The organism is Amycolatopsis sp. NPDC003865 (genome assembly GCF_053605345.1).
This window is the reverse complement of record NZ_JBSGJA010000011.1, coordinates 108,691-132,547: the sequence shown is the minus strand read 5'-3', so window position 1 is coordinate 132,547 and position 23,857 is coordinate 108,691. Positions and strand designations below refer to the sequence as shown.

The 23,857-nt window shown below is 70.5% G+C and carries 24 protein-coding genes; 8 read left to right on the top strand and 16 right to left on the bottom strand.

The window, feature by feature from the left end; translation table 11 throughout:
* Nucleotides 1-24 precede the first annotated feature (24 nt).
* Together ACWEVP_RS25690 and ACWEVP_RS25685 are read right to left on the bottom strand one after the other, a co-directional pair.
* Nucleotides 25-831 (bottom strand): ABC transporter permease, encoded by an 807-nt coding sequence (locus ACWEVP_RS25690; RefSeq protein ID WP_364465163.1) that lies wholly within the window; start codon nt 829-831, stop codon nt 25-27.
* Nucleotides 828-1,814, bottom strand: a complete 987-nt coding sequence (locus tag ACWEVP_RS25685) for an ATP-binding cassette domain-containing protein (RefSeq protein WP_452065107.1) — start codon at nt 1,812-1,814, stop codon at nt 828-830. The genes ACWEVP_RS25690 and ACWEVP_RS25685 overlap by 4 nt, the downstream gene beginning before the upstream one ends.
* Nucleotides 1,815-1,919: 105 nt before the next feature.
* Here ACWEVP_RS25685 and ACWEVP_RS25680 point away from each other — a divergent pair, with 105 nt between their 5' ends.
* Complete coding sequence (locus tag ACWEVP_RS25680; RefSeq protein ID WP_452065106.1) at nt 1,920-2,936, top strand: endonuclease/exonuclease/phosphatase family protein; 1,017 nt, start codon at nt 1,920-1,922, stop codon at nt 2,934-2,936.
* Here ACWEVP_RS25680 and ACWEVP_RS25675 read toward each other — a convergent pair.
* Nucleotides 2,933-3,727, bottom strand: a complete 795-nt coding sequence (locus ACWEVP_RS25675; RefSeq protein ID WP_452065105.1) for an SIR2 family NAD-dependent protein deacylase — start codon at nt 3,725-3,727, stop codon at nt 2,933-2,935. The two genes, ACWEVP_RS25680 and ACWEVP_RS25675, sit on opposite strands and share 4 nt — an antisense overlap.
* Nucleotides 3,720-4,031 carry an antibiotic biosynthesis monooxygenase gene (locus tag ACWEVP_RS25670; protein WP_436384644.1) on the bottom strand — a complete coding sequence of 104 codons (312 nt, stop codon included), beginning with the start codon at nt 4,029-4,031 and terminating at the stop codon, nt 3,720-3,722. Before ACWEVP_RS25670 ends, ACWEVP_RS25675 begins: the two co-directional genes overlap by 8 nt.
* 51 nt (nt 4,032-4,082) lie before the next feature.
* Between ACWEVP_RS25670 and ACWEVP_RS25665 the strand changes: the two genes are divergently transcribed.
* Nucleotides 4,083-5,465, top strand: coding sequence for an AAA family ATPase (locus tag ACWEVP_RS25665; protein ID WP_452065104.1), 1,383 nt, complete (start codon nt 4,083-4,085; stop codon nt 5,463-5,465).
* Here ACWEVP_RS25665 and ACWEVP_RS25660 read toward each other — a convergent pair.
* Nucleotides 5,451-6,857 carry a M1 family metallopeptidase gene (locus ACWEVP_RS25660; protein ID WP_452065103.1) on the bottom strand — a complete coding sequence of 469 codons (1,407 nt, stop codon included), beginning with the start codon at nt 6,855-6,857 and terminating at the stop codon, nt 5,451-5,453. The genes ACWEVP_RS25665 and ACWEVP_RS25660 overlap by 15 nt on opposite strands.
* Before the next feature lie 68 nt (nt 6,858-6,925).
* On the opposite strand from ACWEVP_RS25660, the gene ACWEVP_RS25655 reads away from it, so the two are divergent.
* Nucleotides 6,926-7,672: an alpha/beta fold hydrolase gene (locus ACWEVP_RS25655; RefSeq protein WP_452065102.1), complete on the top strand. Its 747-nt coding sequence runs from the start codon at nt 6,926-6,928 to the stop codon at nt 7,670-7,672.
* On the opposite strand, the gene ACWEVP_RS25650 is transcribed toward ACWEVP_RS25655, so the two are convergent.
* The 5 genes from ACWEVP_RS25650 to ACWEVP_RS25630 all read right to left on the bottom strand — a co-directional run bounded on the left by ACWEVP_RS25650 (nt 7,662) and on the right by ACWEVP_RS25630 (nt 12,204).
* Complete coding sequence (locus tag ACWEVP_RS25650) at nt 7,662-8,618, bottom strand: peptidoglycan recognition protein family protein (protein ID WP_452065101.1); 957 nt, start codon at nt 8,616-8,618, stop codon at nt 7,662-7,664. The genes ACWEVP_RS25655 and ACWEVP_RS25650 overlap by 11 nt on opposite strands.
* 63 nt (nt 8,619-8,681) lie before the next feature.
* On the bottom strand, nt 8,682-9,557 hold the full coding sequence (locus ACWEVP_RS25645) for an A/G-specific adenine glycosylase (protein WP_452065100.1): 876 nt from the start codon (nt 9,555-9,557) through the stop codon (nt 8,682-8,684).
* Nucleotides 9,558-9,566: 9 nt separating this feature from the next.
* Nucleotides 9,567-10,508 (bottom strand): glycosyltransferase, encoded by a 942-nt coding sequence (locus ACWEVP_RS25640; protein ID WP_452065099.1) that lies wholly within the window; start codon nt 10,506-10,508, stop codon nt 9,567-9,569.
* Nucleotides 10,509-10,511: 3 nt separating this feature from the next.
* On the bottom strand, nt 10,512-11,003 hold the full coding sequence (locus tag ACWEVP_RS25635) for a beta-class carbonic anhydrase (RefSeq protein ID WP_452065098.1): 492 nt from the start codon (nt 11,001-11,003) through the stop codon (nt 10,512-10,514).
* A gap of 100 nt (nt 11,004-11,103) precedes the next feature.
* Nucleotides 11,104-12,204, bottom strand: coding sequence for a LacI family DNA-binding transcriptional regulator (locus tag ACWEVP_RS25630; RefSeq protein ID WP_364465137.1), 1,101 nt, complete (start codon nt 12,202-12,204; stop codon nt 11,104-11,106).
* Nucleotides 12,205-12,383: 179 nt separating this feature from the next.
* Here ACWEVP_RS25630 and ACWEVP_RS25625 point away from each other — a divergent pair, with 179 nt between their 5' ends.
* From ACWEVP_RS25625 to ACWEVP_RS25615, 3 genes are read left to right on the top strand one after another with little or no spacing between them, the layout of a single operon-like run.
* Nucleotides 12,384-13,289 (top strand): metal ABC transporter solute-binding protein, Zn/Mn family, encoded by a 906-nt coding sequence (locus tag ACWEVP_RS25625; protein ID WP_452065097.1) that lies wholly within the window; start codon nt 12,384-12,386, stop codon nt 13,287-13,289.
* A gap of 2 nt (nt 13,290-13,291) precedes the next feature.
* Nucleotides 13,292-14,137: a metal ABC transporter ATP-binding protein gene (locus tag ACWEVP_RS25620; protein ID WP_452065096.1), complete on the top strand. Its 846-nt coding sequence runs from the start codon at nt 13,292-13,294 to the stop codon at nt 14,135-14,137.
* A 3-nt stretch (nt 14,138-14,140) separates the two neighbouring features.
* Nucleotides 14,141-15,016 carry a metal ABC transporter permease gene (locus ACWEVP_RS25615; protein ID WP_452065095.1) on the top strand — a complete coding sequence of 292 codons (876 nt, stop codon included), beginning with the start codon at nt 14,141-14,143 and terminating at the stop codon, nt 15,014-15,016.
* Here the strand turns inward: ACWEVP_RS25615 and ACWEVP_RS25610 are convergent.
* From ACWEVP_RS25610 to ACWEVP_RS25600, 3 genes are read right to left on the bottom strand one after another with little or no spacing between them, the layout of a single operon-like run.
* Entirely contained in the window at nt 15,013-16,221 is a 1,209-nt protein-coding gene (locus ACWEVP_RS25610) for a DUF445 domain-containing protein (RefSeq protein ID WP_452065094.1), read from the bottom strand. The genes ACWEVP_RS25615 and ACWEVP_RS25610 overlap by 4 nt on opposite strands.
* Before the next feature lie 40 nt (nt 16,222-16,261).
* Nucleotides 16,262-17,434 (bottom strand): DUF445 domain-containing protein, encoded by a 1,173-nt coding sequence (locus ACWEVP_RS25605; protein ID WP_452065266.1) that lies wholly within the window; start codon nt 17,432-17,434, stop codon nt 16,262-16,264.
* Nucleotides 17,435-17,493: 59 nt separating this feature from the next.
* Complete coding sequence (locus tag ACWEVP_RS25600; protein ID WP_452065265.1) at nt 17,494-18,666, bottom strand: DUF445 family protein; 1,173 nt, start codon at nt 18,664-18,666, stop codon at nt 17,494-17,496.
* 177 nt (nt 18,667-18,843) lie between these two features.
* Between ACWEVP_RS25600 and ACWEVP_RS25595 the strand changes: the two genes are divergently transcribed.
* Both ACWEVP_RS25595 and ACWEVP_RS25590 read left to right on the top strand, forming a co-directional pair.
* Nucleotides 18,844-19,779, top strand: coding sequence for a hypothetical protein (locus ACWEVP_RS25595; protein ID WP_452065093.1), 936 nt, complete (start codon nt 18,844-18,846; stop codon nt 19,777-19,779).
* Between the two features lie 1,028 nt (nt 19,780-20,807).
* Entirely contained in the window at nt 20,808-21,458 is a 651-nt protein-coding gene (locus ACWEVP_RS25590; protein ID WP_452065092.1) for a class II aldolase/adducin family protein, read from the top strand.
* Here ACWEVP_RS25590 and ACWEVP_RS25585 read toward each other — a convergent pair.
* The 3 genes from ACWEVP_RS25585 to ACWEVP_RS25575 form a co-directional block, all read right to left on the bottom strand.
* Complete coding sequence (locus ACWEVP_RS25585) at nt 21,455-22,126, bottom strand: HD family phosphohydrolase (protein ID WP_452065091.1); 672 nt, start codon at nt 22,124-22,126, stop codon at nt 21,455-21,457. The genes ACWEVP_RS25590 and ACWEVP_RS25585 overlap by 4 nt on opposite strands.
* Before the next feature lie 73 nt (nt 22,127-22,199).
* Entirely contained in the window at nt 22,200-22,838 is a 639-nt protein-coding gene (locus tag ACWEVP_RS25580; protein ID WP_452065090.1) for a hypothetical protein, read from the bottom strand.
* 2 nt (nt 22,839-22,840) lie between these two features.
* Nucleotides 22,841-23,854: a hypothetical protein gene (locus tag ACWEVP_RS25575; RefSeq protein WP_452065089.1), complete on the bottom strand. Its 1,014-nt coding sequence runs from the start codon at nt 23,852-23,854 to the stop codon at nt 22,841-22,843.
* Between the last annotated feature and the right edge of the window lie 3 nt (nt 23,855-23,857).

The window sequence follows — 23,857 nt, the reverse complement described above, 5'->3', positions numbered from 1 at the left end:
GGTCACCCCCGTGTCGCGCGCCTTTCAGACCCGCCGGCGGTAAGCCCAAGTCGCCAGCGGGAAGAACACGATGACCGCGCCTGCCATCCAGGCGAGCGCCCCGGCCAGCGGGCCGGCGACCGCGCCGCCGTTCATCAGGCCGCGCAGCGCGTTCGCCATCAGGCTGACCGGGCTGATGTCCGCCCACGCCCGCAGCCAGCCCGGCATCGTGGACGTCTGCACGAACACGTTGCTGCCGAACGTCAGCGGCATGATGAAGACGAACATCAAGGCCTGCGCCGACCCCGGCGACTTCATCACCATGCCGACGAACACCGAGCCCCAGCAGAAGCACAGCCCGAACGCGAGCGCGAGCAGGATCGCCACCGCGAACTCGGCTGGGCTGGTCGCGATGCGGTAGCCCATGATCGTGGCCACCACCATCAGCACCGTCAGGCAGACGACGTAGCGCACGATGTCCGCCAGCACCGCGCCGATCAGCGGTGCCGACCGGGCGATCGGCATGCTGCGGAACCGGTCGAACACGCCCTTGGTGATGTCGGTGTTGAGGTTCGTGCCGACCGCGAGGCACGCCTGCAGGATGTTCATCACGATGATGCCGGGCACGACCATCTGCAGGTACGCGTCGGTCGAGCCGGACAGCGCGCCGCCGAACAGGTAGACGAACATCACCAGGAAGATGATCGGCATCAGGGTGACGTCGGCGAGCTGTTCGGGGTTCTTGCGGATCTTCAGGATGCCGCGCCACGCCAGGGAAAGCGCGTGGCCGAAGCCCTTGGCGGGGCTGATGTGCCGCGGCGGGGCCGGGCGGTCGAGCGCCAGCGTCGTCATGCCAGGCTCCCTTCGAGGGTCTTGTCCGAAGAGGACGCAGTGGGCTGTTCGGCGGTGTGCCCGGTGAGGGCGAGGAACACCTCGTCGAGGCTGGGCAGCCGCAGCGCCAGCTCGTCGGCGGTGATCCCGGCTTCGTCCAGCTTGCGGACCAAAGTGGACAGCAGGACGGGGTCGTTGACCGGTGCGGTGAGCAGGCCGGTCGTGTCGTCGCGGGTCGGCCGGACGCCGGAGAGGTCGCCGAGGATCCGGTTGACGGCGTCCATGTCGGACAGCTGGGTCGGCCGGACCTGCAGCGTCTGGCCGCCGACGCGGCGCTTGAGCTCGTCGGCGCGGCCGTCGGCGACGACGCGGCCGTGGTCGAACACGGTGATCTTGTCGGCCAGCTGGTCGGCCTCTTCCAGGTACTGCGTGGTCAGCAGCACCGTGGCGCCCTCGGCGACGAGGGTGCGGACGACGTCCCAGACCTCGTTGCGGGCGTGCGGGTCGAGGCCGGTGGTCGGCTCGTCGAGGTAGAGCACCTCGGGCCGGCCGACGAGGCTGGCGGCCAGGTCGAGCCGCCGCCGCATGCCGCCCGAGTACGTCCGGATCGGCCGCTTGGCCGCCTTGGTCAGCTCGAACCGCTCGATCAGCTCGGTGGCGCGGGCCTTGGACTGGGCGCGGGAGTGGCCGTACAACCGTCCGATGAGGACGAGGTTCTCGATGCCGTTGAGGTCCTCGTCCACCGACGCGTACTGCCCGGTGAGCCCGATCAGGCTGCGGACCCGCACGGGGTCGGTGACGACGTCGAAGCCGCCGACGGTGGCTCTGCCGGCGTCCGGTTTCATCAGGGTGGCCAGGATCCGGACGGCGGTCGTCTTGCCGGCGCCGTTCGGCCCGAGTACCCCGACGACCTGGCCGAACGGGACCTCGAGGTCCACCCCGTCCAGCGCCTTGGTGTCCCCGAAGTGTTTGACCAGGCCCTCGGCCTGGATCGCGTGCGACATGGGCGTCCTCCTTCGCTGTCGCGTTCTGAGGACAGAGTGGAGGGGGCCGCTGGCAGCACGCGCACAGCGCGCTGGCAGCGGCTGGCAGCCGCTGGTGGAGATCTTGTGGAGGAGTTGTCGGCGCCCGCGCCCCGCGGCGATCACCTCGGCATACTCGGCACCATGACGGTTGCGGAAGAGACGCGCGTCCGGCGGAAGAACCCGCTGGTCACGGCCCTGTTGGTGGTGCCGCTGGTGCCGCTGGCCGGACTGGCCGCGCTGCGCCTGATCGGCTACGACGGCGGCTGGTACACCCTGGCCGCGCTGGCGCTGACGCCGTTCGCCGCGGTCGCGGGCCTGGTGCTCGGCGGGCTGGCGCTGGCCTTGCGCCGCTGGTGGATCGGCGGCGTCGCGCTGGTGCTGGCGGTCGCGCTGGCCGTGCTCGTCCTGCCCCGGCTGTCGGCGAGCGACCAGCGCGAAGTGCACGGCAAGACACTGCGCGTGCTCGCCTCGAACCTGCTCTACGGCCAGGCCGACCCGAAAGCCGTCGTCGACCTGGTGCGCGAGCAGCGGATCGACGTGCTGAACCTGGTGGAAATGACACCGCGGGTGGTCGACGGGCTGACCGCAGCCGGGTTGTTCCAGCTGCTGCCGTACCGGGTGCTGCACCCGGCGCCCGGCGCGTTCGGCTCGGGGATCGTGTCGCGCTTCCCGCTGAAGGAGGTCAACCTGACGGGTGATTCGGCGGCCAAGCAGCCGGGCGCGCAGGCCGACCTCGGCGACGGCGTGGTGGCGGAGATCGTCGCCGTCCACCCGATCTCCCCGGACGTCGACACGCCGCAGTGGGAGCGCGAGATCAAGGACCTGTCCCGCGCGGCGGGCGAGCACGGCCTGCGCATCCTGGCGGGCGACTTCAACGCGACACTCGATCACGCGGCGTTCCGCACGGTGCTGTCCCGCGGCTACAACGACGCGGCGGAAGAGCGCGGCTCGGGGCTGACGCCGACGTGGCCGTCGTCGTCGCCGGTGGTGACGATCGACCACGTCGTCGTCGACAACCGGGCGGCGGTCCAGGACTACCGCGTGTTCGACGTGGCGGGCAGCGACCACCGGGCGGTGTTCGCCGAAGTCCGGCTGCCTTAAGCGAGGAGTGCGGTCAGCGTGTCGAGCGCCCCGGCGGCGATGGACACGCCGCGCCCGTGGCGGATCTCCGGCTCACGCGGGTTGATCCGGATCAGCGCGCCCGTCGCGGCGCTCGCCAGTTCGCTGTAGCGGCGGACCGTCGGGACCGCCTGGCCCGCGCCGAGTTCCACCACCACGAGGTCACGCGCGGTGCGCCGCCACGCCGTCAGCTCGTCGAGCTGGACCTGGCTGCGGTCGGGAACCCAGTCGTAGTCACCGAACATGAGGATGTTGGGCCGCGCGAGCCCGCCGCACCGGGGGCACGACGGCAGCGGCGGCACGGCCCGCATGGTCTCTTCGTCGATGACGACGGTCGTTCCGGAGGCCGGCCAGATGTCTTCCGTGCAGCGGGAAAGGCACTGGAGGTGGTGGATCGAGCCGTGCGCCTCGGCGACGTGCTCGAAACCGGCCTTCTGGAACTGTCCGTCCACATTGGACGTGAAGACGCGCACGGACGGCGCGGAACCGAGCAGCAGCCGGAATCCGTCGTGCGGCACGGTCTTGCGGTACAGGTCGAGCCGGTGCCCGTAGAAACCCCAGGCCAGCTCGGGGTCGTCGGCGAAGTGGCGCGGGTCGGCCAGCTCCTCGAACCGCAGCCCGAGCCGGGCGTACGGCGGGTACGCGCGCCAGAACCCTTCGCCGCCGCGGAAGTCCGGCAGCCCGGAGTCGACGCCCATCCCGGCGCCGGCGCAGACGAGCAGCGCGCCGGCGCCGTCCAGGAGCTCCGCGGCCCGCTCGAGGGCGTCACTCACCCGGCTGCGAACCGAGGACGACCTCGAACTCCAGCAGGTTGGCGCCGGTGGACACGGGCTTGGCGCGCTCGCCCGAATGCGCCGCCGCGGCCGGCCCGCCCTTGGCCCACGCCTGGTAGGCCTCCTCCGTCTCCCACTTCGTGTAGACGAAGTAGCGCGTCTCGCCGGAGACCGGGCGCAGCAGCTCGAACCCGAGGAAGCCGGGCTGCTGGTCGACGGAGTGCAGCCGCGCCGCGAACCGCTTCTCCAGCTCGGGGCCGGCGCCTTCGGGAACCTCGATCGCGTTGATCTTCACGACACTCATGGGTTACAGCCTAGTTGGCCGCGGCCTGTGATCCGTGCCACTGTGAATCACATGGGGAGCACCGAGCAGGACCTCGCGGCCGACTTGCAGCGCATCATCCGGGCGACCGCGGACTCCGTCTCCGGGAGTCCGGGCAACGAGCTGATCGACCGCGTGACCGGGCACGTGGGGCCGCTGCCGGGGGTGGTGGTCGTGACCCGCAACTGGCCGATGTGGGAGCACGCGAACATCCAGTGCGGGGTCGACGCGTACCTCGCCGAGCACGGCACGGAAGTCGCCTGGTTCGGCATCGCGGGCGGCCAGCGCACGCACGAGGACCTGATCGGGATGCTCGTGATCGCGCGCAAGCAGGGGACGTTCGAACTCGGCTCGGTCGACTACACGACGACCGCGATCGGCCCCGAAGACGCGACGGAGGCGGTGCAGCTCGGGCTCGTCGGCACGCGCGCGCCCGGCGGCGAGCCGGTGCTGCTCGCGATCCGCGGCGCGAACCCGCAGTGGGGGCAACTGGAGGCCCGGCTCGAAGTGCTCGCGACGTCGCGGGCGATCGCGACCGAGGTGCGCGACCGAGTCGAGCGCCTGATGGCCCGCCACGACGTCCTGCGCGGGCAGGTGCTGGCCTTCGGGGCGAGCGAAAACCGCGGCAACGACCTGCTGACGTTCCTGCCGCGGCCCACGCTGACCGGCGAGGAGGTGGTGCTCCCCGAGGGCGTGCTCGACGCGATCGAGCGGCACACGGTCGGCATCGCCGAACACGGCGAGCGGCTGCTGGCGGCCGGGCAGCACCTCAAGCGCGGCCTGCTGCTGCACGGTCCGCCCGGCACCGGCAAGACGCACACCGTCCGGTACCTGATGAGCCGGCTGCCGGGCACCACGGTGGTCATCCTGACCGGCACGGCGATGCGGTTCGTGGCGAAGGCGGCGGCCCTGGCACGGCGGCTGCAGCCGAGCGTGGTCGTGGTGGAGGACGTCGACCTGATCGCGCAGGACCGCAGCTTCGGCCCGGACGCGCACCCGCTGCTGTTCACGCTGCTCGACGCGATGGACGGAGTGGGCGGCGACGCGGACGTGACATTCCTGCTGACGACCAACCGCGCGGGCGCGCTGGAGCGGGCTCTGGCCGACCGCCCGGGCCGGGTCGACTTGGCCGTCGAGATCCCGCTGCCGGACGCGGCGGGCCGGGAAGCGCTGCTGCGCCTCTACGCGCGCGGGCTGAAGCTGACGGCGGACCTCGGCCCGGTGGTGGCGGCGACGGAGGGGGTGACGGCGTCGTTCGCGAAGGAACTGCTGCGCCGGGCGGCACTGCGGTCACTGGCCACCCGCCCGGACGAGGAGGTCGTGGTGGGCGACGAGGAGCTGACGACGGCGCTGCGGGAGATGCAGGACGCGAGGAGCGCCTTGACGCGGTCGTTGCTGGGCTCAGCTGCGCAGTGAACCCGGGAACAGGTCGGCGTCCGCGGGGAGCTTCGTCCCCCTGAACCACTCGTCGAAGAACGCCCTCAAGTTCTGCCCGCTCACCGACGAAGCCAGCTTCTCGAAATCCGCCCAAGAAGCGTTCCCGTGGCGATACCGCGCCGGCCAGTCGTGCAGGAGGCGGTCGAACGACGGGTCGCCGATCTGCCTTCGCAGCGCGTGCAGCGCCAAGATCCCCTTGTTGTACACGCCCTCGAACTCGTGGCCCTGGCCCATGCCGACCAGCTTCTGCGCCCAGAAGTCCGTGCTGCCCCTGGTGATCTCGATCGCCGCGCGGTAGCGGTCGTCGAGGCTCTGGCCCTCGCGCTCGGCCCACAGCCACTGCGCGTACGACGCGAAGCACTCGTTCAGGCAGATGTCCGACCACTCGCGCAGCGACACCGAATCGCCGAACCACTCGTGCGCGTTCTCGTGGACCAGCGTCGGCAGGTCGGCCCACTTCGCGTACGTCGGCCGCGTCTGCGTCTCCAGTGAGAAGCGGACGTCCTCGTTCAGGAAGATCCCGCCCGCCGCCGACTGCGGGTACGGCCCGAACTTGCTCTTCAGGAACCCGAGCACCTCCGGCAGGCGGTCGCCGATCGCGCGGCGGGCCTCCGCTCCCGGCGAATACGCGTTCACGACCGGGGTGCCGTCCGGCAATGTCGACCTGTCGACACTGAACTTGCCGATCGCGATCGTCGTCAGGTAGCTCGCCACCGGGTTCGGCTCGGTCCACGTCCCCGGCGGGCCTTCGCGGCCGTTCGAGATGACCGTCCAGCCGGGCGGGACGCGCGCGGTCAGCGTGAACGTCGCCTTGTCGCGCGGGGTTTCGTCGACCGGGTACCAGAACGCCGCCGAGTGCGGCTCGCCGACCATGTACGCGCCGCCGTCGGCCGAGTGCTGCCAGCCGTTCTCGCTGCCGCCGTCGTGCGGGGTCTTCGCCGGGTCGCCGCCGTAGTGCACCCGCGTGCGGAACGTCGTCCCGGCGCGGATCGGCGCCGCCGGCGTGATCACCAGCTCGAACGCCTTCTCGCGGCTGAAGTGCGCCGGCTGCCCGTCGACTTCGACGCTGTGGACGTCCAGCCCGCGCAGGTCGAGGTCGAACCGGCTGAGGTCCTGGGTGGCCTTCGCGGTGACCGTCGTGTCGCCGTCGAGGTGGCCGCTCGGCGGGTCGTACGTCACGCCCACCTGGTAGCCGAGGGCGTCGTAGCCGCCGTTGCCGTCGTCCGGGTAATACGGATCACCGGCACCGGCCGCGCCCGGGGTGGGGTGCAGGGGCGGCGGTGGGGGCGGCGCCGTGACGGCGTCACCGCTGCACGCCGCGGCGAGAACCACCGCGGCGCAGACGGCGAGGGCAGCGAGTCGGCGGCGCATACCCACCACCATAGGTGATGGAAAGCGATCACCCGGTCACGTTCCGCACCAGCCATTATGGTGACCGCGTGCTCTGTTTCGGCGGCACCGGTGTGCCGATCGTCCTGCTCCACGGACTGATGGGCCGCGCACGCACGTGGTCGCGAGTCGCGGAGTGGCTCCGGCCCTACGGCGCGGTCTACGGCCTCGACGCGCGCGGCCACGGCAGCGCGCCGCGCGTCGGCCCCTGGACGACCGAGCGGTTCACCGACGACGTCGCCGACGCGCTGCGGACCCTGGAAGCCGGGCCGGCCGTGCTCATCGGGCACTCGATGGGCGGCCTGCACGCGTGGGCAACCGCCGCGAAGTACCCGGAGCTGGTGCGCGCGGTCGTCTCCGAGGACTTCGCGCCGGACCAGCGCGGCCGGACCGTCGAGACGTGGCGCGGGTACTTCGAGAGCTGGCCGGTGCCCTTCGCGTCACTGGACCACGTCCGCGAGTTCTTCGGCGACGCGGGCGAGTACTTCGCGGACTGCGTCGAGGAGCGCGAGGACGGGTTTCACCTGGTCGCCGACCTCGAAGACCTGTACGTCATCGCCGCGGAATGGGGCAGGCGGGACTACTGGGACGTCGTCGACGCGATCCGCTGCCCGCTGCTGCTCGTCGAGGGCGAGCACACGGCGATGCCGCCGGGCCAGCAAGCCCTCGTCGCCGAACGGGTGCCGGGCGCGAAACACCTGATCGTCCCGGGTTCGGCGCACCTGCCCCACGACGAGGCCCCGGAGACCTACCGGGGCGCCGTCGAGGCCTTCTTGAGCCAGGTCCTCAAGCGCTAGCGAGATCGGCCCGCCAAGCCGCCGTGGAGCGGTCCGAGGGCACGATCAGCGGCCAGACGTCCGCGCCGAGGAAACCGGTCTCGTCGGTCACCTTGGTCGCGGTGCACGTGTGGCGCGGCAACCCGGCCTGAACGGACAACGCGGCCACGGCGTCCTTTGTGGACTTACCGAACACGCCGTCGGCCGGCACGTCGTACCCGTAAGCGCGCAGGAACCGCTGCGCCAGCTGGACCTGCTTGCCGGTGTCCCCGGGTTTCAGCAGCGGCCACTCGGCCTCGGCGCGCGCCACGGAGACGCCGAGCACGCGGCCGACCGCCGTCCGCAGCTCCGGCAGCCGGTTGTAGAGCACCTGGCCGGGGCACTCGGTGGAGTTGAAGTCGCGGTGGCCCTTGATGAATTCGGGCGAAATGCCGTACTGGTGGGCGATGTAGGCGACCAGGCCGACGAGCGAGTCCCAGAGCGCCTGCGGCACGTCGACCGTGCTGTAGAGGCCCTCGTTCTCGATACCGATGACCTCGCTGTTGTGGCCGCCGACGTTCGCGCCCTGGACGTGCTGCGTGCCGCCGCGCAGGATTTCGAGGCTGCGGTGCCTGCCTTCGGTGACGAACCCGCCGCGGCTGTTCGTGAACTGCTGGCCGCTGTCGATCCAGCCGTTCTTGTCCATGTGCAGGTTCTGGATGTACCGCGAGGCGTAGAACGCGCGCGCCAGCGAGAAGTCGTTGTTCATCGGCGGATCGACGGCGTGGTGCACGACGATGTAGGTCGGCTTGTGGTTCTCCACCACGATCGGCCCGCTGGCGGGCCGCGCGCCCCACTCGGAGCAGCCGTGGATCGTCGGTGTCGGCACGGCCGCGGCGGCCGTACCCGTGGTCGTCATCCCCAGTGCGCCGGCCGCGGTCGCGGTCATCCCCGCTTTGAACAGGGTCCGGCGGTCAACAGTGACCATGCGGAGAAAGGTAACTCCGCATCGCGCCGATGACAACTATTGACCAACTTTGGTTGTAACGCGTCAGTGTTCGCCCGGGAGAGCGAAGAGGCCGCCGCTGGTCTGCTCCAGCAGGCCGTCGACGAGCAGGGAGTCCAGGCAGCGGTCGCGCTGGCCGCCGTCGTGCCACACGAGGTCGAGGCGCGCTTTTTCGACGGGGCCTTCGCTGCCGCGCAGGACGTCCAGCAGCAGGCCGCGGACCTGCCGGTCGGTGCCGGCGAACTTCTGCACCGGCTTGGCCGGGCCGGCGTACTCCGGCTTCCCGGCGAGCTGCCACGCGCATTCGTCGTAGATCGGGCAGTCCGCGCACCGCGGCGAGCGCGCGGTGCAGATCAGGGCGCCGAGTTCCATGATCGCGGCCGAGAACTTCGCCGCGGGCGCGTCTTCGGCGGGCAGCAGCGCCTCGACGTCGTTCATGTCCCGGGTGTTCGACGCGGGACCGGCGTCCCCGGCGCCGTGCACGGCCCGCGCGACGACCCGCCGCACGTTGGTGTCGACGACGGGCGCGCGCAGCCCGTAGGCGAACGCGGCGACGGCCCGCGCGGTGTAGGCGCCGATCCCGGGCAGCGCGAGCAGGGTGTCCACATCGGACGGAACGACGTCGCCGTGGTCGCGCGCGATGACGCCGGCGGCTTCGTGCAGCCGCAGCGCCCGCCGCGGGTAGCCGAGCTTGCCCCAGGCCCGCACGACCTCACCCTGGCTCGACGCGGCCAACGCCGACGGCACCGGCCAGCGGGCCATCCATTCGTGCCAGATCGGCTGCACGCGGGCGACGGGGGTCTGCTGCAGCATGATCTCGCTGACGAGCACGCCCCACGCCGAGCAGTCCGGCTCGCGCCAGGGCAGGTCCCGGCCGTGCGTGGTGAACCAGTCGAGCAGGGTTTCGGCGTCTACGGACACGCCGGGAGGCTACTTCGCGTACTTCGGCAGCTCGCGGGCGACCTCGTCCGGCGACGGCAGTTCCGCGATCTCCGCGGCGACTGCCTGGGCCGCCTCGCGACACGAGTACGCCTTCCGCGCCTGCTCGGCGACGGCGTCCGCGGTCAGTTCTCCGGGCAGGAGCCGCACCCCGGCACCCACGGCGACAAGGGCCTCGGCGTTGGCGAACTGGTCAGCCCCCTGCGGCAGGACCAGCTGCGGGACGCCCGCGGCCAACGCGCCCAGCGTGGTGCCGCTGCCGCCGTGGTGCACGACCAGGTCCGCCCGCGCGATCGCCGCCGCCTGCGGTACCCACGCCTGCGCGGTCACGTGTTCGGGCAGTGGGCCGAGGGGCACCCCGCCCGTGGCCACCACGATGGGCGTGCCGAGCGTGGCCAGCCCCTCGATCGCCGTCTCGAGCACCTCCGAGGTACCGAACGCCGTGCCGAGCGTCAGGTAGATCAGGGGCCGCTCGAAGTCGCCCGGCTCGGCGAAGGCCACCGGGCGCAGGGCGATCCGGTCGGCGGTCGCCAGGAAGCCCGCGTCCTGCAGGGACGGCGGGCAGATGTCGAGGTGCGTCCCGCCGGCCGGGCGTTCGAGCCCGATCCCCTCGGGGAACAGCCGGCCGAAGCCGTGCCACAACGCCGGGATCCCGGCGCGCTCCGCGGCGACGGCCACCTCCGGGACGCCCCACCCGTGCACGACCAGGTCCGGCCGCAGCCGCTTCAGATCCGGTTCGAGGTCCTCGGCGTAGATCTCGTAGAACGAGTCCGCGGGCCGGAACGGGTTCAGCCCGAGCCGGCCCAGCGGCGCGTGGACGTGCTCGCCCGCGGCGAAGCGCACCTCGTGCCCGGCGTCCCGCGCCGCGACCGCGAGCGGGACCAGCGGGTACGTGTGACCGGCCGACGCGAGCGCCGCGAAGAGGACTCGCAAGGCCTACTCGACCTCGGTGAGCCGTCCGGTCTTCACGTCGTAGACGAACCCGCGGACGTTCTCCGTGTGCGGCAGGTAAGCACTGCGCCGAACCCGTTCCACCGACGTCCGGACGCTGTTCTCCACGTTCCGGAACGCCTCGACCGACCACGTCGGCCGCAGGCCGGTGTCGCTCTCCAGCTCGTCCTTGAAGTCGTCCTCGGTGACCATCGACAGGCCGCACTCCGTGTGCTGGACGATCAGCACCTCGCGCGTGCCCAGCTTGCGCTGGGAAAGTGCCAGCGAGCGGATCATGTCGTCGGTCACCACGCCGCCCGCGTTGCGGAGGACGTGCGACTCGCCCTGCAGGAGGCCGAACAGCTCGAACACCCGGATGCGGGCGTCCATGCAGGTCAGGATGGCCACCTGGAGCGACGGCTTCGGGGACGACCGGTCGCCGGGCGTCACCTCGCCGAGTTCCTGGTTGCGCTTGAGCAGTACGTCGATCGAGGTCATCGGTCACCTTCCGGCCAGTGGCCCCGCGGCGCGGGCGTGCCACTCCATTTGACCGGGTGGGTACCCCGATGGGCAATGCACTACGAGCTATGTCACGGGGTCAGCCCCCGAACCAGGGCTCCTCGACCGTCCTGGGGGGTGCCGACGTGCGGCCGACGCGCAGCTCGGTCGGCAGCGTGATCACCTTCGGCGCGCTGCGCTCGGCCGAGCCGAGCAGCAGCCGTCCCGCCGTCTTGCCCTTCTCGAGCACCGGCTGGTGGACCGTGGTGAGGCCGATCCGCTCAGCTTCGGCGATGCCGTCGAACCCGGTGACGGTCAGGTCCTGCGGCACCCGCAGGCCCCGCCGCTCGGCCTCGGCCATCGCGCCGAGCGCGAGGATGTCCGAGGTGCAGATCACGGCCGTGATCTGCGGGTACGCGTCCAGCAGCTGCCGCGCGGCGGACGCGCCGTCGTCCACCGTGTGGTCGAAGCGCTCGACCACCGGGACGCCCGCCCAGTCGACGCCGGCCGCCGAGAACGCCACGGCGAGCGCCTCCAGCCGGGTGCGCTGGACGTGGAAGTGCGCGCCGCTCTGGCGGGCCGGGGAGACGAAGTCGTCGTTGCGCTCACGGGCCAGGCGCATGCAGATGACGCCGACCTGCCGGTGGCCCAGCGTCACGAGGTGCTCGGCGATCTTGCCGACGGCCGCCGCGTCGTCCGGGCCGACGCGGTCGATGCCTTCGAGGCTCGGCTGGTCGATGATCACCGTCGGCACCGGCCGCTCCAGCACGGCGGCCAGGTGCGGGTCGTCGTCCGGGACGGAGTAGACGACGAAGCCGTCGACACCCGCGCGGTGCACCGCGGCGACGTCCTCCCGGCCGGGGCTGGCGGGCACCAGGTGCAGGCCGACGCCGGCGTCTTCGCAGGCCAGGGCCAGTCCTTCGAGCACCCCGACGGCGGCGGGGTCGCGGAAGGCGTAGGAGAGGTTCTCGGTGAGCAGCAGCCCGACCGCGCCCGCCTTGCGCGTGCGCAGGGAGCGGGCGACCGGGTCGGGGCCGGGGTAGCCGAGGCGCCGCGCGGTCTCGAGGACCCGGCGGCGCAGTTCCGGGGACAGCTGGTCCGGCCGGTTGTAGGCGTTGGACACCGTGGTCCTGGACACACCGAGCTCTGCCGCGAGCGACGCCAGTGTCGCCTGCCTCCGGGTGCGAATAGGACGTCCCATCAGCAAACCGTAACGGTTCAGATCACTTTCTTGAAGAGACACCCCGGGTGGTCGATGTCTCGATCCGCATGCATGAACTCGCATACACCAAATCCCGCTCGGATGGCCAGGAAGTCATCCGGATGGGGTAAGGTGAATCTGACAACGGTTTCCATTAGCGTCTTGCAGGAGAGTTCTCGATGAGTTCCCGCCGCACCAGGAGCGTGCTCGCCGCCGCTTCGGCCCTGTCCGTGCTCGCTCTGGCCGCATGCTCCGGTGGGACCTCCGACGGCGGAGCGCAGTCCGGCGGCGACGGCAAGATCAAGGTCGTCGCCTCGACGGACGTCTGGGGCAGCGTCGTCAGCGCCGTCGGCGGGGACAAGGTGGAGGTCAAGGCGATCATCCACGACCCGTCGGCCGACCCGCACTCCTACGAGACGACGGCTGACGACGCCTTGGCGGCGAAGGACGCGAAGCTGCTGCTGTCCAACGGCGGCGGCTACGACGAGTTCTTCGACAAGCTGACCGCGCAGGCCGGGGACGCCAAGAAGCTCGTCGCCTACGACATCGCCGCGACCGGCGACGAGAACGAGCACGTCTGGTACGACCTGCCGGGCGTCGACAAGGTCGCCGACCAGGTCGCGGCCCAGCTCGGGGAGCTGCAGCCGGCGTCGAAGCAGGCGTTCGCCGACAACGCGACGGCGTTCAAGGCGAAGGTCGACGCGCTGGAGAAGCGCCTCGGCGAGCTGGGCACCACCCACCCGGGCACGAAGGTCGTCGTCACCGAGCCGGTCGCGCACTACCTGCTCCGGAGCGCGAAGCTGACGGACGCGACGCCGAAGGCGTTCTCCGACGCCGTGGAGAACGACACCGACGTCCCGGCCGCCGCCGTGAACGAGTACCAGCAGCTCATCGCCACCAAGCAGGTCAAGGCGCTGATCAACAACGCGCAGACGGTGACCCCGCTGACCCGGGACGTCGTCGGGCAGGCGAAGGCCGCCGGGATCGGCGTCGTCGACGTGACCGAGACGCTGCCGCCGGGTGTGACCGACTACATTGGCTGGATGACCGGGGAAGTAGACGCGCTGGCAGGAGCGTTGAAGTAGCCATGGCTCCCGTTTCAGACGACGTACGTCCCGCGGTCCGGGTCCGCGGGGCGGGGCTCGCGTTCGGCCCCCGGACCCTCTGGTCGGGGCTGGACCTCGTCGTCGAGCCGGGGGAGTTCCTCGCCGTGCTCGGCCCGAACGGCTCCGGCAAGAGCAGCCTGCTCAAGGCGCTGCTCGGCATGCAGGGCCTGTCGGCGGGTTCGGTCGAGATCGCCGGCGGCCGCCCGGGCGGCGCGAACCGCAAGGTCGGCTACATCCCGCAGCAGCGCGCGATCGACGAGTCGCTGACCCTGCGCGGCGTCGACCTGGTCGGCCTGGGCCTCGACGGCCACCGCTGGGGCCCCGGCCTGTTCGGCATGGCGGCCCGGCGGCGCCAGGTCGCCGCGGCGATCGACGCGGTGGGCGCGACGCGGTACGCGAAGCAGCCGGTCGGGCGCTTGTCCGGCGGCGAGCAGCAGCGGCTGCGGGTGGCCCAGGCCCTGGTCGGTGACCCCGAGGTGCTGCTCTGCGACGAGCCGCTGCTGTCACTGGACCTGGCGCACCAGCGCGCGATCAGCGAGCTGATCGACGGGCGCAGGCGTGCCTCGGGCACCGCGGTGCTGTTCGTGACGCACGAGATCAACCCGGTGCTGCCGTTCGTCGACCGGGTGCTGTACCTGGTCAACGGCCAGTTCCGGATCGGCAAGCCGGACGAGGTCATGACCACCGAGACCCTGTCCGAGCTGTACGGAACCCGCGTCGAGGTGCTGAAGGTGGGCGGGCAGATCCACATCGCGGGCGCGCAGAGCGCGTTGTGCGAGGACGAGCCGCACCACCACGAGCACGACGTCGAAGAGCAAGTGGGCTGAGTCTTGGATCTGTTCGACTTCGGCAAGACCTGGGAGCTGATCACCGAGCTGGACGGCGTGCAGACGGCGTTGCTCGCGGCGGCGATCCTCGGCCTGGTGGCGGGGGTACTGGGCCCGCTGATCGTGATGCGGCGGATGTCGTTCGCGGTGCACGGGACGTCCGAGCTGGCGTTCACCGGCGGCGCGGCGGCGTTGCTGCTGGGGATCGGCGTCGAGTACGGGGCGCTGATCGGCGCGGTGGTGGCGGCGCTGCTGCTGGGGATCCTCGGCGCGCGCGACGCGGACCGCGATTCGGTGATCGGCGTGATCCTGTCGTTCGGCCTCGGCATGGGCGTGCTGTTCCTGTCGTTCTACAAAGGACGGTCCGGGAACAAGTTCGGCATCCTGACCGGGCAGATCATCACGATCGACTCGACGAACCTGACGTTGTTCGTGGTGTCGTCGGTGGTGGTGCTGGCGGTGCTGGCGCTGGTGTACCGGCCGTTGCTGTTCGCTTCGGTGGACCGGAACGTGGCCGTGGCGCGCGGGGTGCCGGTGAAGACGCTGACGGTCGTGTTCGCGCTGCTGGTGGGTGTGTCGACGGCGTTGAGCGTGAAGGTCGTCGGGTCGCTGCTGGTGGTGGCGTTGATGGTGACGCCGGCGGCGGCCGCGGCGCGCGTGACGGCGTCCCCGTGGAAGGCAACGGTGCTGTCCGTGGTCTTCGCGGAGGTCTCGGCGATCGGCGGGATCGTGCTGTCGCTGGCGCCGGGGCTCCCGGTGAGCGCGTTCGTGACGGCGATTTCGTTCTTGATCTACGTGGTCTGCCGGGTGATCGCCTGGCAGCGCGACCGCCGGACCCGGGTGCGCGCGGTGGAGCCGGCCCTGGTCGCGGCGGCCTAACCCAGCATCAGCAGGACCTGCAGCTCACCCACCAAGAACCCGATCACGCCGCCCACGGCGACCAGCTTCCACTCGTCCTGCCGGAACGCCGGGCGCAGCAACCCCTCGAACTCCAGCGGTGTCAACGCCAGCATCCGCTGCTCGATCACCTTCGCCACGTCCATCGCCTCGGTCAGGTACCCCTCGGCGTACCGGGCCGTGTCCGGCAGCTGCTCCAGCGCCTTCCGGGCCGCCGCGTGCTTCATCTCCTTCAGCCGCGTGCCGCCCATCGTCCGGGAGAAGGGCACCTGCTTGTCGACCGCTTCGGACACGGCGTGCTCGACCAGCGCCGCCAGGCGGTCGGCGCGGGGGCCGCGCAGGACGGCGTCCAGCAGGTTCTGGACCGTCAGCACCTCGTTCGCGATCAGCTCGCCGTACTGCCGGGCCACCTCCGCGCGGCGCCGCTGGAACTTGCCCTGGAAGATCACCCGGCCCACCCGGACCGGCTCGCGCGGGACGAAGATCAGCTTGATCGCGAGCCAGTCCGTGAACAGCCCGATCGCGCCGCCGAAGATCGGCAGGACCAGGGGCTCGCGGGTGAACGCCCACACCAGGGTCTGGACGAGCCCGAGGCCGAAGCCGAAGTAGATGCCCATCCGCGCGATGAACGCCATCTCCGGGCGGGACGTCTCGCGGATCAGCCGGACCAGCAGCGCGCGGTCGCGGGTCAGCCGCTGGACCGTCATGTGCTTGACGTCGAGGACCTCGTCGAGGTTCTCGCGGACGTCGTCGAGGAACTCCCGGACCAGCTTCGGCGCCGCCGCCTGGACCTGCTTGATCAGCATTTCCTGCGCCAGCGTCGGCATGACCTCCCACAGCCGCGGGTGGTGCTCGGCGAGCACCTCGCGCGCGATGTGGTCGACCGCGCGCAGCAGGGGCTGCTCCAGCTCGCTGGTGATGATCACCGGGTCGATCCGGCCGAAGACCTCGCGCAGGTCCAGCAGGTTCGCCGTCAGCAGCTCGGTCGCCACCGCGGCCATCCGCCCGCCGTGCTTCGGGACGACGCCCTGCCAGCCCAGCAGCGGCGGGATCCCGATGAAGTCCAGCGGCCGGAACATCATCTCGATGGCGACGCGCTTGGTGACGTACCCGATCAGCGCCGCGATGAACGGCATCGCCGTGTACAGCGGCCAGTGCAGGGCGAGGTCGTGCAGGACAGCGTCCATCCCGACCTCCCTCGCGGTCCCGAGAGCGAAACCGTACCGGCTACCCCAGCAGGGCGAGCACCTGCAACTCGCCGACGAGCCCGCCGATCACCGCGCCGACCGCGATCAGCTTCCACTCGTCCTGCCGGAACGCCGGCCGCAGCAGCTGCTCGAACTCCAGCGCGCTCAGCTTCTTCATCCGGTCGACGATCGTGTTCCGCACGTCGAGGGCGTTGATCGCGTAGTTCTCGGCGTACCGGATCGTCTCCGGGACGCGCTCCGCCGCCTTCGCCGCCGCAGTCTGCTTCATCTCCTGGAACTTCTTCGTCCCGACGGCGATGGCGACGAACGGCTTGACGACGCTGGCCTGCGCGTCGATCGTCTTCTGCACCTCGCGGGTGATCATCGCGAAGAGCTTGTCGGACTTCGGCCCGCGCAGCACAGCCTCGAGCAGGTTCGGGATGGTGATGATCTCGCGCGCGATCATGTCGCCGTAGTCGGCGGCGACCTGGTCGCGGCGCTTCTGGAAGATGCCCTGCCAGGTGTAGAGCCCGAAGAAGCGGCGGGGCTCGCGCGGCAGGAAGATCATCTTGAGGGCCAGCCAGTCGGTGAGCCAGCCGATGCCGAGGCCGAACAGCGGGAGCACGATCGGCGACTTCGTCAGCGCCCACACCACCAGCTGGACGCAGCCGAGGATGAACCCGAACCAGATGCCCGAGCGGGCGATGAACCGCATTTCGGGCCGGGAGATGTCCCGGATCAGCCGGTTGAGCAGCGCTTTGTCGCGGACGAGGTTGGTCACGACCATGTGCTTGAGGTCGAGGACGTCCTCGATGTTGTCGGCGATCTCCCGCATGATCTTCGTGATCGCCTTCGGCGCCTCGGCCTGGACGCGCTTGAGCAGCAGCTGCTGCGCGCCGTTCGGCAGCACCTCCCACAGCCGCGGCTGGTAGGTCTCCATCACCTCGCGCGTGACGTCTTCGACGACCCGCAGCAGCGGCTGCTCGATCTCCTTCGCGACCTGCGCCGGGTCGAGCCGCGCGAAGATCTCCTTGGGGTCGACGAGGTTGGTCGTCAGCATCTCGGTGGCCGTCGCCGCCATGCGCTCGGCGTTCGCCGGCAGCACGCCCTGCCAGCCGAAGGGCCTGACGCCGACGAACTCCAGGGGCCGGAACATCATCTCGATGGCGACGCGCTTGGTGACGTAGCCGATCAGCGCCGCGATGAACGGCATGGTGACGTACACCTGCCAGTGCGTGCCGAAGTCCACGCGCGCACGCTATCTGCCCGGCGTCAATGCAGCAGGAGCAGCACCTGGAGTTCACCCACCAGGCCACCGATGACCGCCCCGACCGCGATCAGCTTCCATTCGTCCTGCTTGAAGGCCGGCCGCAGGATGCCTTCGAACTCCAGCGGGGTCAGCTGCTGCATCTTCTCGACGATCGTGTTGCGGACGTCGAGCGCGCCGGTGGCGTAGCTCTCGACGTGCTTCACCGTTTCGGGGAGGTATTCGATCGCTTTGGCGGCGGCCGCGCGTTTCATCTCCTGGTACTGCCGGCCGCCGATGGTCAGGGCGACGACCGGCTTGGCCAGGCTGACCTGCGCGTCGATCGTGCGCTGGACCTCGCGGGTGATGAGCGCGAACAGCTTGTCCGCGCGCGGGCCGGTGAGCACGGCTTCCAGGACGTTCCGCACGGTGAGGACCTCGTCGGCGATCAGCGCGCCGTAGTCGGCGGCGACCTCCTGGCGGCGCTTCTGGAACATGCCCTGCCAGCGGAAGAAGCCGAACCCGCGCGGCTCGCGCGGGTAGAAGATCATCTTGAGCGCCAGCCAGTCTGTGACGAAGCCCGTGACGAAACCGAAGACCGGCATGATCAGCGGTTCTTTCGTCAGCGCCCAGGCGGCGAACTGGACGAGGCCGATCACGAACCCGAACCAGATCCCCGAGCGCGCGATGAACTTGAACTCGGGCGCGGCGACCTCGCGGATCAGCCGGCAGGTCAGCGACTTGTCGCGGACCATCGCGCCGATGAGCATGTCGTTGACGTCGAGGACGTCGTCGATGTTGGTCGAGACCTCCCGCAGCAGCCGCTTGACGACCTGCGGCGCCTGCGCGCGGACCTGGTCGACGAGCAGCCGTTGCGCGCGTGCCGGCAGCATCTCCCAGAGCCTGGGCTGGTAGGTCTCCATTACTTCGCGCGTGACGTCTTCGACGGCCTTGAGCAGGGGAGCTTCGAGCTCTTTGACCATTTCTTCCGGATCGAGGCGGCTGAAGATCTCCTGCGGGTCGACGAGGTTGCGGGTCAGCAGATCGACGGCGGTGGTGGCCATCCGCCGCGCGTTCGCCGGGATGACGCCCTGCCAGCCGAAGAACGGCTTGATGCCGTTGAACTCCAGCGGCCGGAACATCATCTCGATGGCGACGCGCTTGGTGAGGTAGCCGATGAGCGCGGCGATGAGCGGCATGGTGGCGTAGACGTGCCAGTGCGCGGCGATGTCAGCGAGTATGTCCACAGTGGCCTCCTCGCTTTGACCGCTGGTCAACACCGGTCAGGATGCCATGCGTCACCGGGGGTTCCAATATCCGTGATGCATCCGTTTGGCGGTACGTGCGAACGGGCCCCGGCTCATTAAGGTGGCGCGATGGTCGCGCCTGAGAAGCCCCAGTCCGCCCCGAAGACAGCCCAGTTCGCCGTGGGTGTCCGCGGCTACAACCAGCGCCAGGTCGACGAACGCCTCGCCGCGCTCGACAAGGACCTGCGCGAGACGTCCCGCAGCCGCGACGAAGCCGTCGCGACGTCGGCGGACCTCTCCAAGGCCCTCGCGTACGCGCAGAAGGAGCTCGCCGAGACGAAGGCCGCGCTCGCGCGGATGAGCTCGAGCCCGTCCGGCGCCGGCGCCATGGCCGAGCGCGTCCGGATGATGATGCAGCTGGCCGAGGAGGAGATCGCCGACCTGCGTGCGGCCGCCGAAGCGGACGCGGCCTCGACCCGCGACCAGGCGGACAAGTACGCGCACGAGACCCGCCGTACGGCCGACAAGCTGGCGAAGGACGCGGAGGAAGAGCGCGCGCGCCTGATGTCGGAGGCGAAGGGCGAGATCGAGAAGCTGAACGCGGCGGCGGGCGCGAAGCGCGTCGAACTGGCGGCGGCGGCCGAGCGAGCCCGCAAGGAAGCGGACGCGGCGGCCGAAGCGGCGGCGGCTTCGTTGCGGGAGGAAGCGGACCGGAAGGCCGCGGAGGAGCTGGCCGCGAAGAAGAAGGCCTTCGACGACGAGTACGCCGGCAAGAAGAAGGCGTTCGACGAGGAGATCGCGCGCAAGAAGCACGAGACCGAGGCGGCGCTGGCCTCGGCCCGGTCCCAGCAGGCCGACGCCGACCGGAACCGGAAGCTGGCGCTGGACCTGCGGTCGAAGGTCGCCGAGCGGATCGCGGCGACGGATGTCGCGGTGCAGGAAGCCATGCGGTTGCTGGCTCCGGAGCCCGCGGCCGCGGAGAACGGGGACCGCAAGCCGGCTCCTGCGCCTGCGCCTGCGCCGAAGGCGGCTCCTGCTCCCGCTCCCGCTCCCGCGAAGGCGTAGTTATCCACATCGGGTCCGGTTGTCCACAGATTTCGCCGGCGGCCGTTTTTGCAGCTCAAGGGCGATAGACTGGACTAGGGGCGCCTCCCCCGGGACGGGTGGGGGTTCGGCAAAGTCGAAGCGCTTTTTTGCTGGTGTTTCACCGGCCCGAACGGCAGGCTGACGGCCGGATCTGCACCCCATCCAGACCTCCCTCGCCGCCCCGATCCGAAGCCAGAACACGGCCGGTGGTGCCGGGTCAAGGCACGCTTTCCCGCCTTGACGCGGCACCACCGGCCGTAGTCACAATCGGGCTTCGGGGTGGTGGGCACCGCATGATCGCCATCGACAGCCACTGTCCGCCTGCAGCGACACGACTTTGCCGGAACCCTGTCGCCGGGCGCGATGAACGGGTCGTTCATGAAGTCCGAACCCCGGGATCCCGGCGAAACACCCGTTCGGCCCGGCGCCACTCGTGTTCGGCCGGCCGCCGGTGGTCCCGCATGCACCCATCCCCGAGCCGCGCCGCCTGACTTTGCCGGAACCCTGCCCCGGGCCCTCGTGAGCGGGCCTTTCGAGTGCCGGGCTTTCGAGTGCCGGGCTTTCGGGCGCGGAGGCCTTCCGTGTGTCGGCGTATCCACAGCCGCGGCGTGTTGTGGACAACCGGGCTGCCGAGCGGCTTTTCGCCGGTTCCGTTGGGGGCCGCCGATAGACTGGACCGGGGTCAGCCCCCAGGGAGCGGTGGGGCTTGAGCGGTGGGGCCCCGGCGAAGTCGCAGTGGTTCGGTGCGCCGCCGTGGGCAGGGTTCGGTGCGCCGGGGGCGGCGTTCCGGGCCTCGGCAGTTGCGGACGTCGTGAACGACCTCTTCAGGTCGTCGGACGCGGTGAACGGGTCGTTCTTGACCTCGGGGTCGGCTCTGGTCGGCCGTGCGGACCCGACTTTGCCGGAACCCTGCCCGGGACGGGGTGGCCCGGGGGATGGCGGTGGCTCGTGGGTGGCTGGCAGTCTGCATGACAGCTGCTTGATCACCCACGAGAACGGACCCCCGCATGCTCCTCGAGACCGAACGGGCGGCCGTGTGCGCCTACGCGCGGCGGATGGTCGGGGATGGCCTCGTCGTCGGGACCTCCGGGAACGTCTCCGTCCGGGCCGGTGACCTCGTCGCCGTCACCCCGACCGGCGTGCCGTACTCCAGCATGAACCCGGCGGACGTCGCCGTCGTGGACCTCGGCGGCCAGGTCGTCGACGGCTCGCTCAAGCCGACCAGCGAACTGCCGATGCACCTGTCCGTCTACTGGGACGTGCGCGATCCCGACGGCGAGCCCGTCACCGCCGTCGTGCACACGCATTCGCCGCACGCCACGGCCGTCTCCACGCTCGTGCGCGAGGTGCCGCCCATCCACTACATCCTCGCCACGGTCGGCCCTTCGGTGCGCGTCGCGCGCTACGCCACCTACGGCACACCCGAGCTGGCGGCGGCGGTGCTGGCGGCCCTCGAAGGGCGCCGCGGCTGCCTGATGGCCAACCACGGCACCCTCACCTACGGCGACGGTCTGGAGGCCGCCTACCACCGGGCCCAGCAGCTCGAGTGGGCGTGCCGGGTCTGGCTTCTCGCGCAGGGCGCCGGCCGGCCCGCGCTGCTGCCGCCGCCCGAGGTGGCCAAGGTCGTCGACCTGCTGCGCGGGTACGGGCAGGGCTAGGACGCCAGCGCGTCGACGGCGTGGACCGCGTCCAGCAACTCCGCCACCGTCGGGTCGTCGACCGCCTCCTTGATGCACTGCCACAGCTGGAGGTTCGCCATCGCCCAGCGCGAATACGTCGCCGCCGCCTCGGGGTTGTAGAAGTAGTACCCCTCGTCGTGGACGTCGCACTGCTCGCCGACGATCTTGTCCGCCAGCTCGCGCAGGCTCAGCCCGTTCTCGCGCAGGTACCGGTGCGCGAGCACCACCGGTGTCACCGGCAGCGCCTTGAACAACGTGTCCGCGTCGCTCAGCGCCTGCGCCTCCAGCGAAATGTCGCGGCCGCGCGTGGCCATTTCGGCTTCGTCGACGATTTCGTCGATCCACCGGGCGACGCCGGCGGGCACCCCGCACTCCGCGAGGATCTCCAGCCGGAGGCTCCGGCCCGCCGCCGCGGGCGAATTGCGGAGCACCAGGTAGTTGACGTCGTGCACCAGCGCCGCGACCTCGACCACCGCGCGGTCGGCTCCGTTGTGCTGGGCGAAGCCGGCCGCCTTCGCGCGGACGAAGCTCACGTGGTGCCAGCCGTGGAACGGCAGCCGTTCGGCATAACGGCGGCAAAGCCGGTGAATCCGGTTTGCGACGGCGTCGACGATGACGTGGTCGATCGTGCTTTCCTGCGTGCGCATACACCTCTCCGATCCCGGCCGTGGTGTTCAGACGGGTGGAGTAATGGTAAGCGCCGCTGACGGCGGTGTGTAGCTAGATGCGGTCGGCCAATTCCCCCAATCGGACCTCTACCGGAACGTGACGATGGCCGATTCCCGTGGCGGGGTCGAAAGAAAGGCTGAAACTGCTCACCGGGCGTGATTTCACCAGGAACGTCATCGTGCCGTCCGCCGCTTCGGGGATGCGGTGGAATTCGTCGGCCAGCATGGTGATGCACGCGCCGGCCTGGCACAACGTGCTTCGCCGCCGCCGTGCGGAGGTGATCAGCCCGGTGCCGGCGTCGACCGTCGTCTCGTATCTCTCGTGCTGGTAGTCACCACGGAGAATGGTGGTGCAGAAGTGGTACCTGTGGTTGTGCACGGAATCCGCGTACCCCTCCCGCCAGTCCTCCTGCGCCTTGTATTCGTGCAGCCAGAAGGAAAACGGGTCGGCCGGCGAATCGAGCAGGCACCAGGCGAAGTGCGTGGTCGTTTCCCGGGACGAGCGCAGCACTTTCGCGGCCTGCTCGGACGACAGCGCGCGCAGTTGCGAACGCAGCTCGTCCCGCAGACCCGGCTGGGCGGCCCACGGCCGGAACCACTCGTCGACGGCGCGCCAGCCGGCGGCCGGCGGGAACTCGGCCGCGCGCAGGCGCGTGGCCAGTTCGGAAAGGGGGGACAGGCGGGTGAGCAAGGTCAGCTCCCTAGCTCGGCGACTTCGGAGAACTCCGCGCGGAAAGCGTGGAACTTGCCTTCCAGCTCACGGAACTGCTCCTCGGACAGGGGGGATCCGGTGATCTTTTCGAACAGCGCCAGGAAATCCGTCCGCGTCGTCGCGGACGTGATGCGGAAGTGGCGGCCGGTCCGGGACTGCGAGACGCGCACGAACTCGGCGCGCTCCATGTTGTAGAGGAAGGAACCCTCGGTGAACCGCAGGGACCGCGGGTACAGCTTCGTGGCGCCGCGGACGTCGCTGTAGAGCGACACCCACACACTGTCGTCGAAGATCTCGAGGCGGTCGAGCGGCGGGTCGGCGACGACGGTGATGTCGACCTGCGCGCAGCGGCTGCGCGCCAGGAAGAGGCCGACGAGCCCGATCCGGATCTCTTCGTCGAGCCGGGTCTGGATCTGTTCGGAGTCGACGTCGCCCGCTTCCCGGCGCAGCAGGTAGCGGGCGCGCCCGCTGATCGAGCTGGCGTCGCGGGGGTCGGCGATGACGGCCCGGAGTTCCCGTTCGGTGCGGGAAAGCAACAGGCGGGCGGCCGCGTGCCGCCCGGAGAAGCCGCGGAAGAAGTACTGCCGGGTCGCGTTGAGGTCGGCCATCAGCAACCGGTTGAAGCCGGGGTCGGGGTCGGTGGTCGCTTCGAACACGTCGGTGGGGAAGAACTCCTTGTTCAGCGCGCGGTATTCGGCGCTCAGGTCCTCCAGCGCGCGCCTGCTTTCCTCGATCACCGGGGTCACCAGCGCCTTCTGCGACGCGCTGGCGGTGATCAGCGTGGTGCCGAACCCCACGATCGCGGAGATCAGGGTGCCGGTGCCCAGCGACGTCACCAGGTTCTTCCCGGTGCCGGGGTCCATCAGGCCGGCGAGCCACAGGCTGAGGCCGGCGACGACGACGAGCACCGTGAGGAGCAAGCTCGTCCTGGTCCAGAAGATCTCCTGCAGTGGGGTACGGCGGCGGGATCCGCCGTCCGCGACCACGTGCTTCACCTC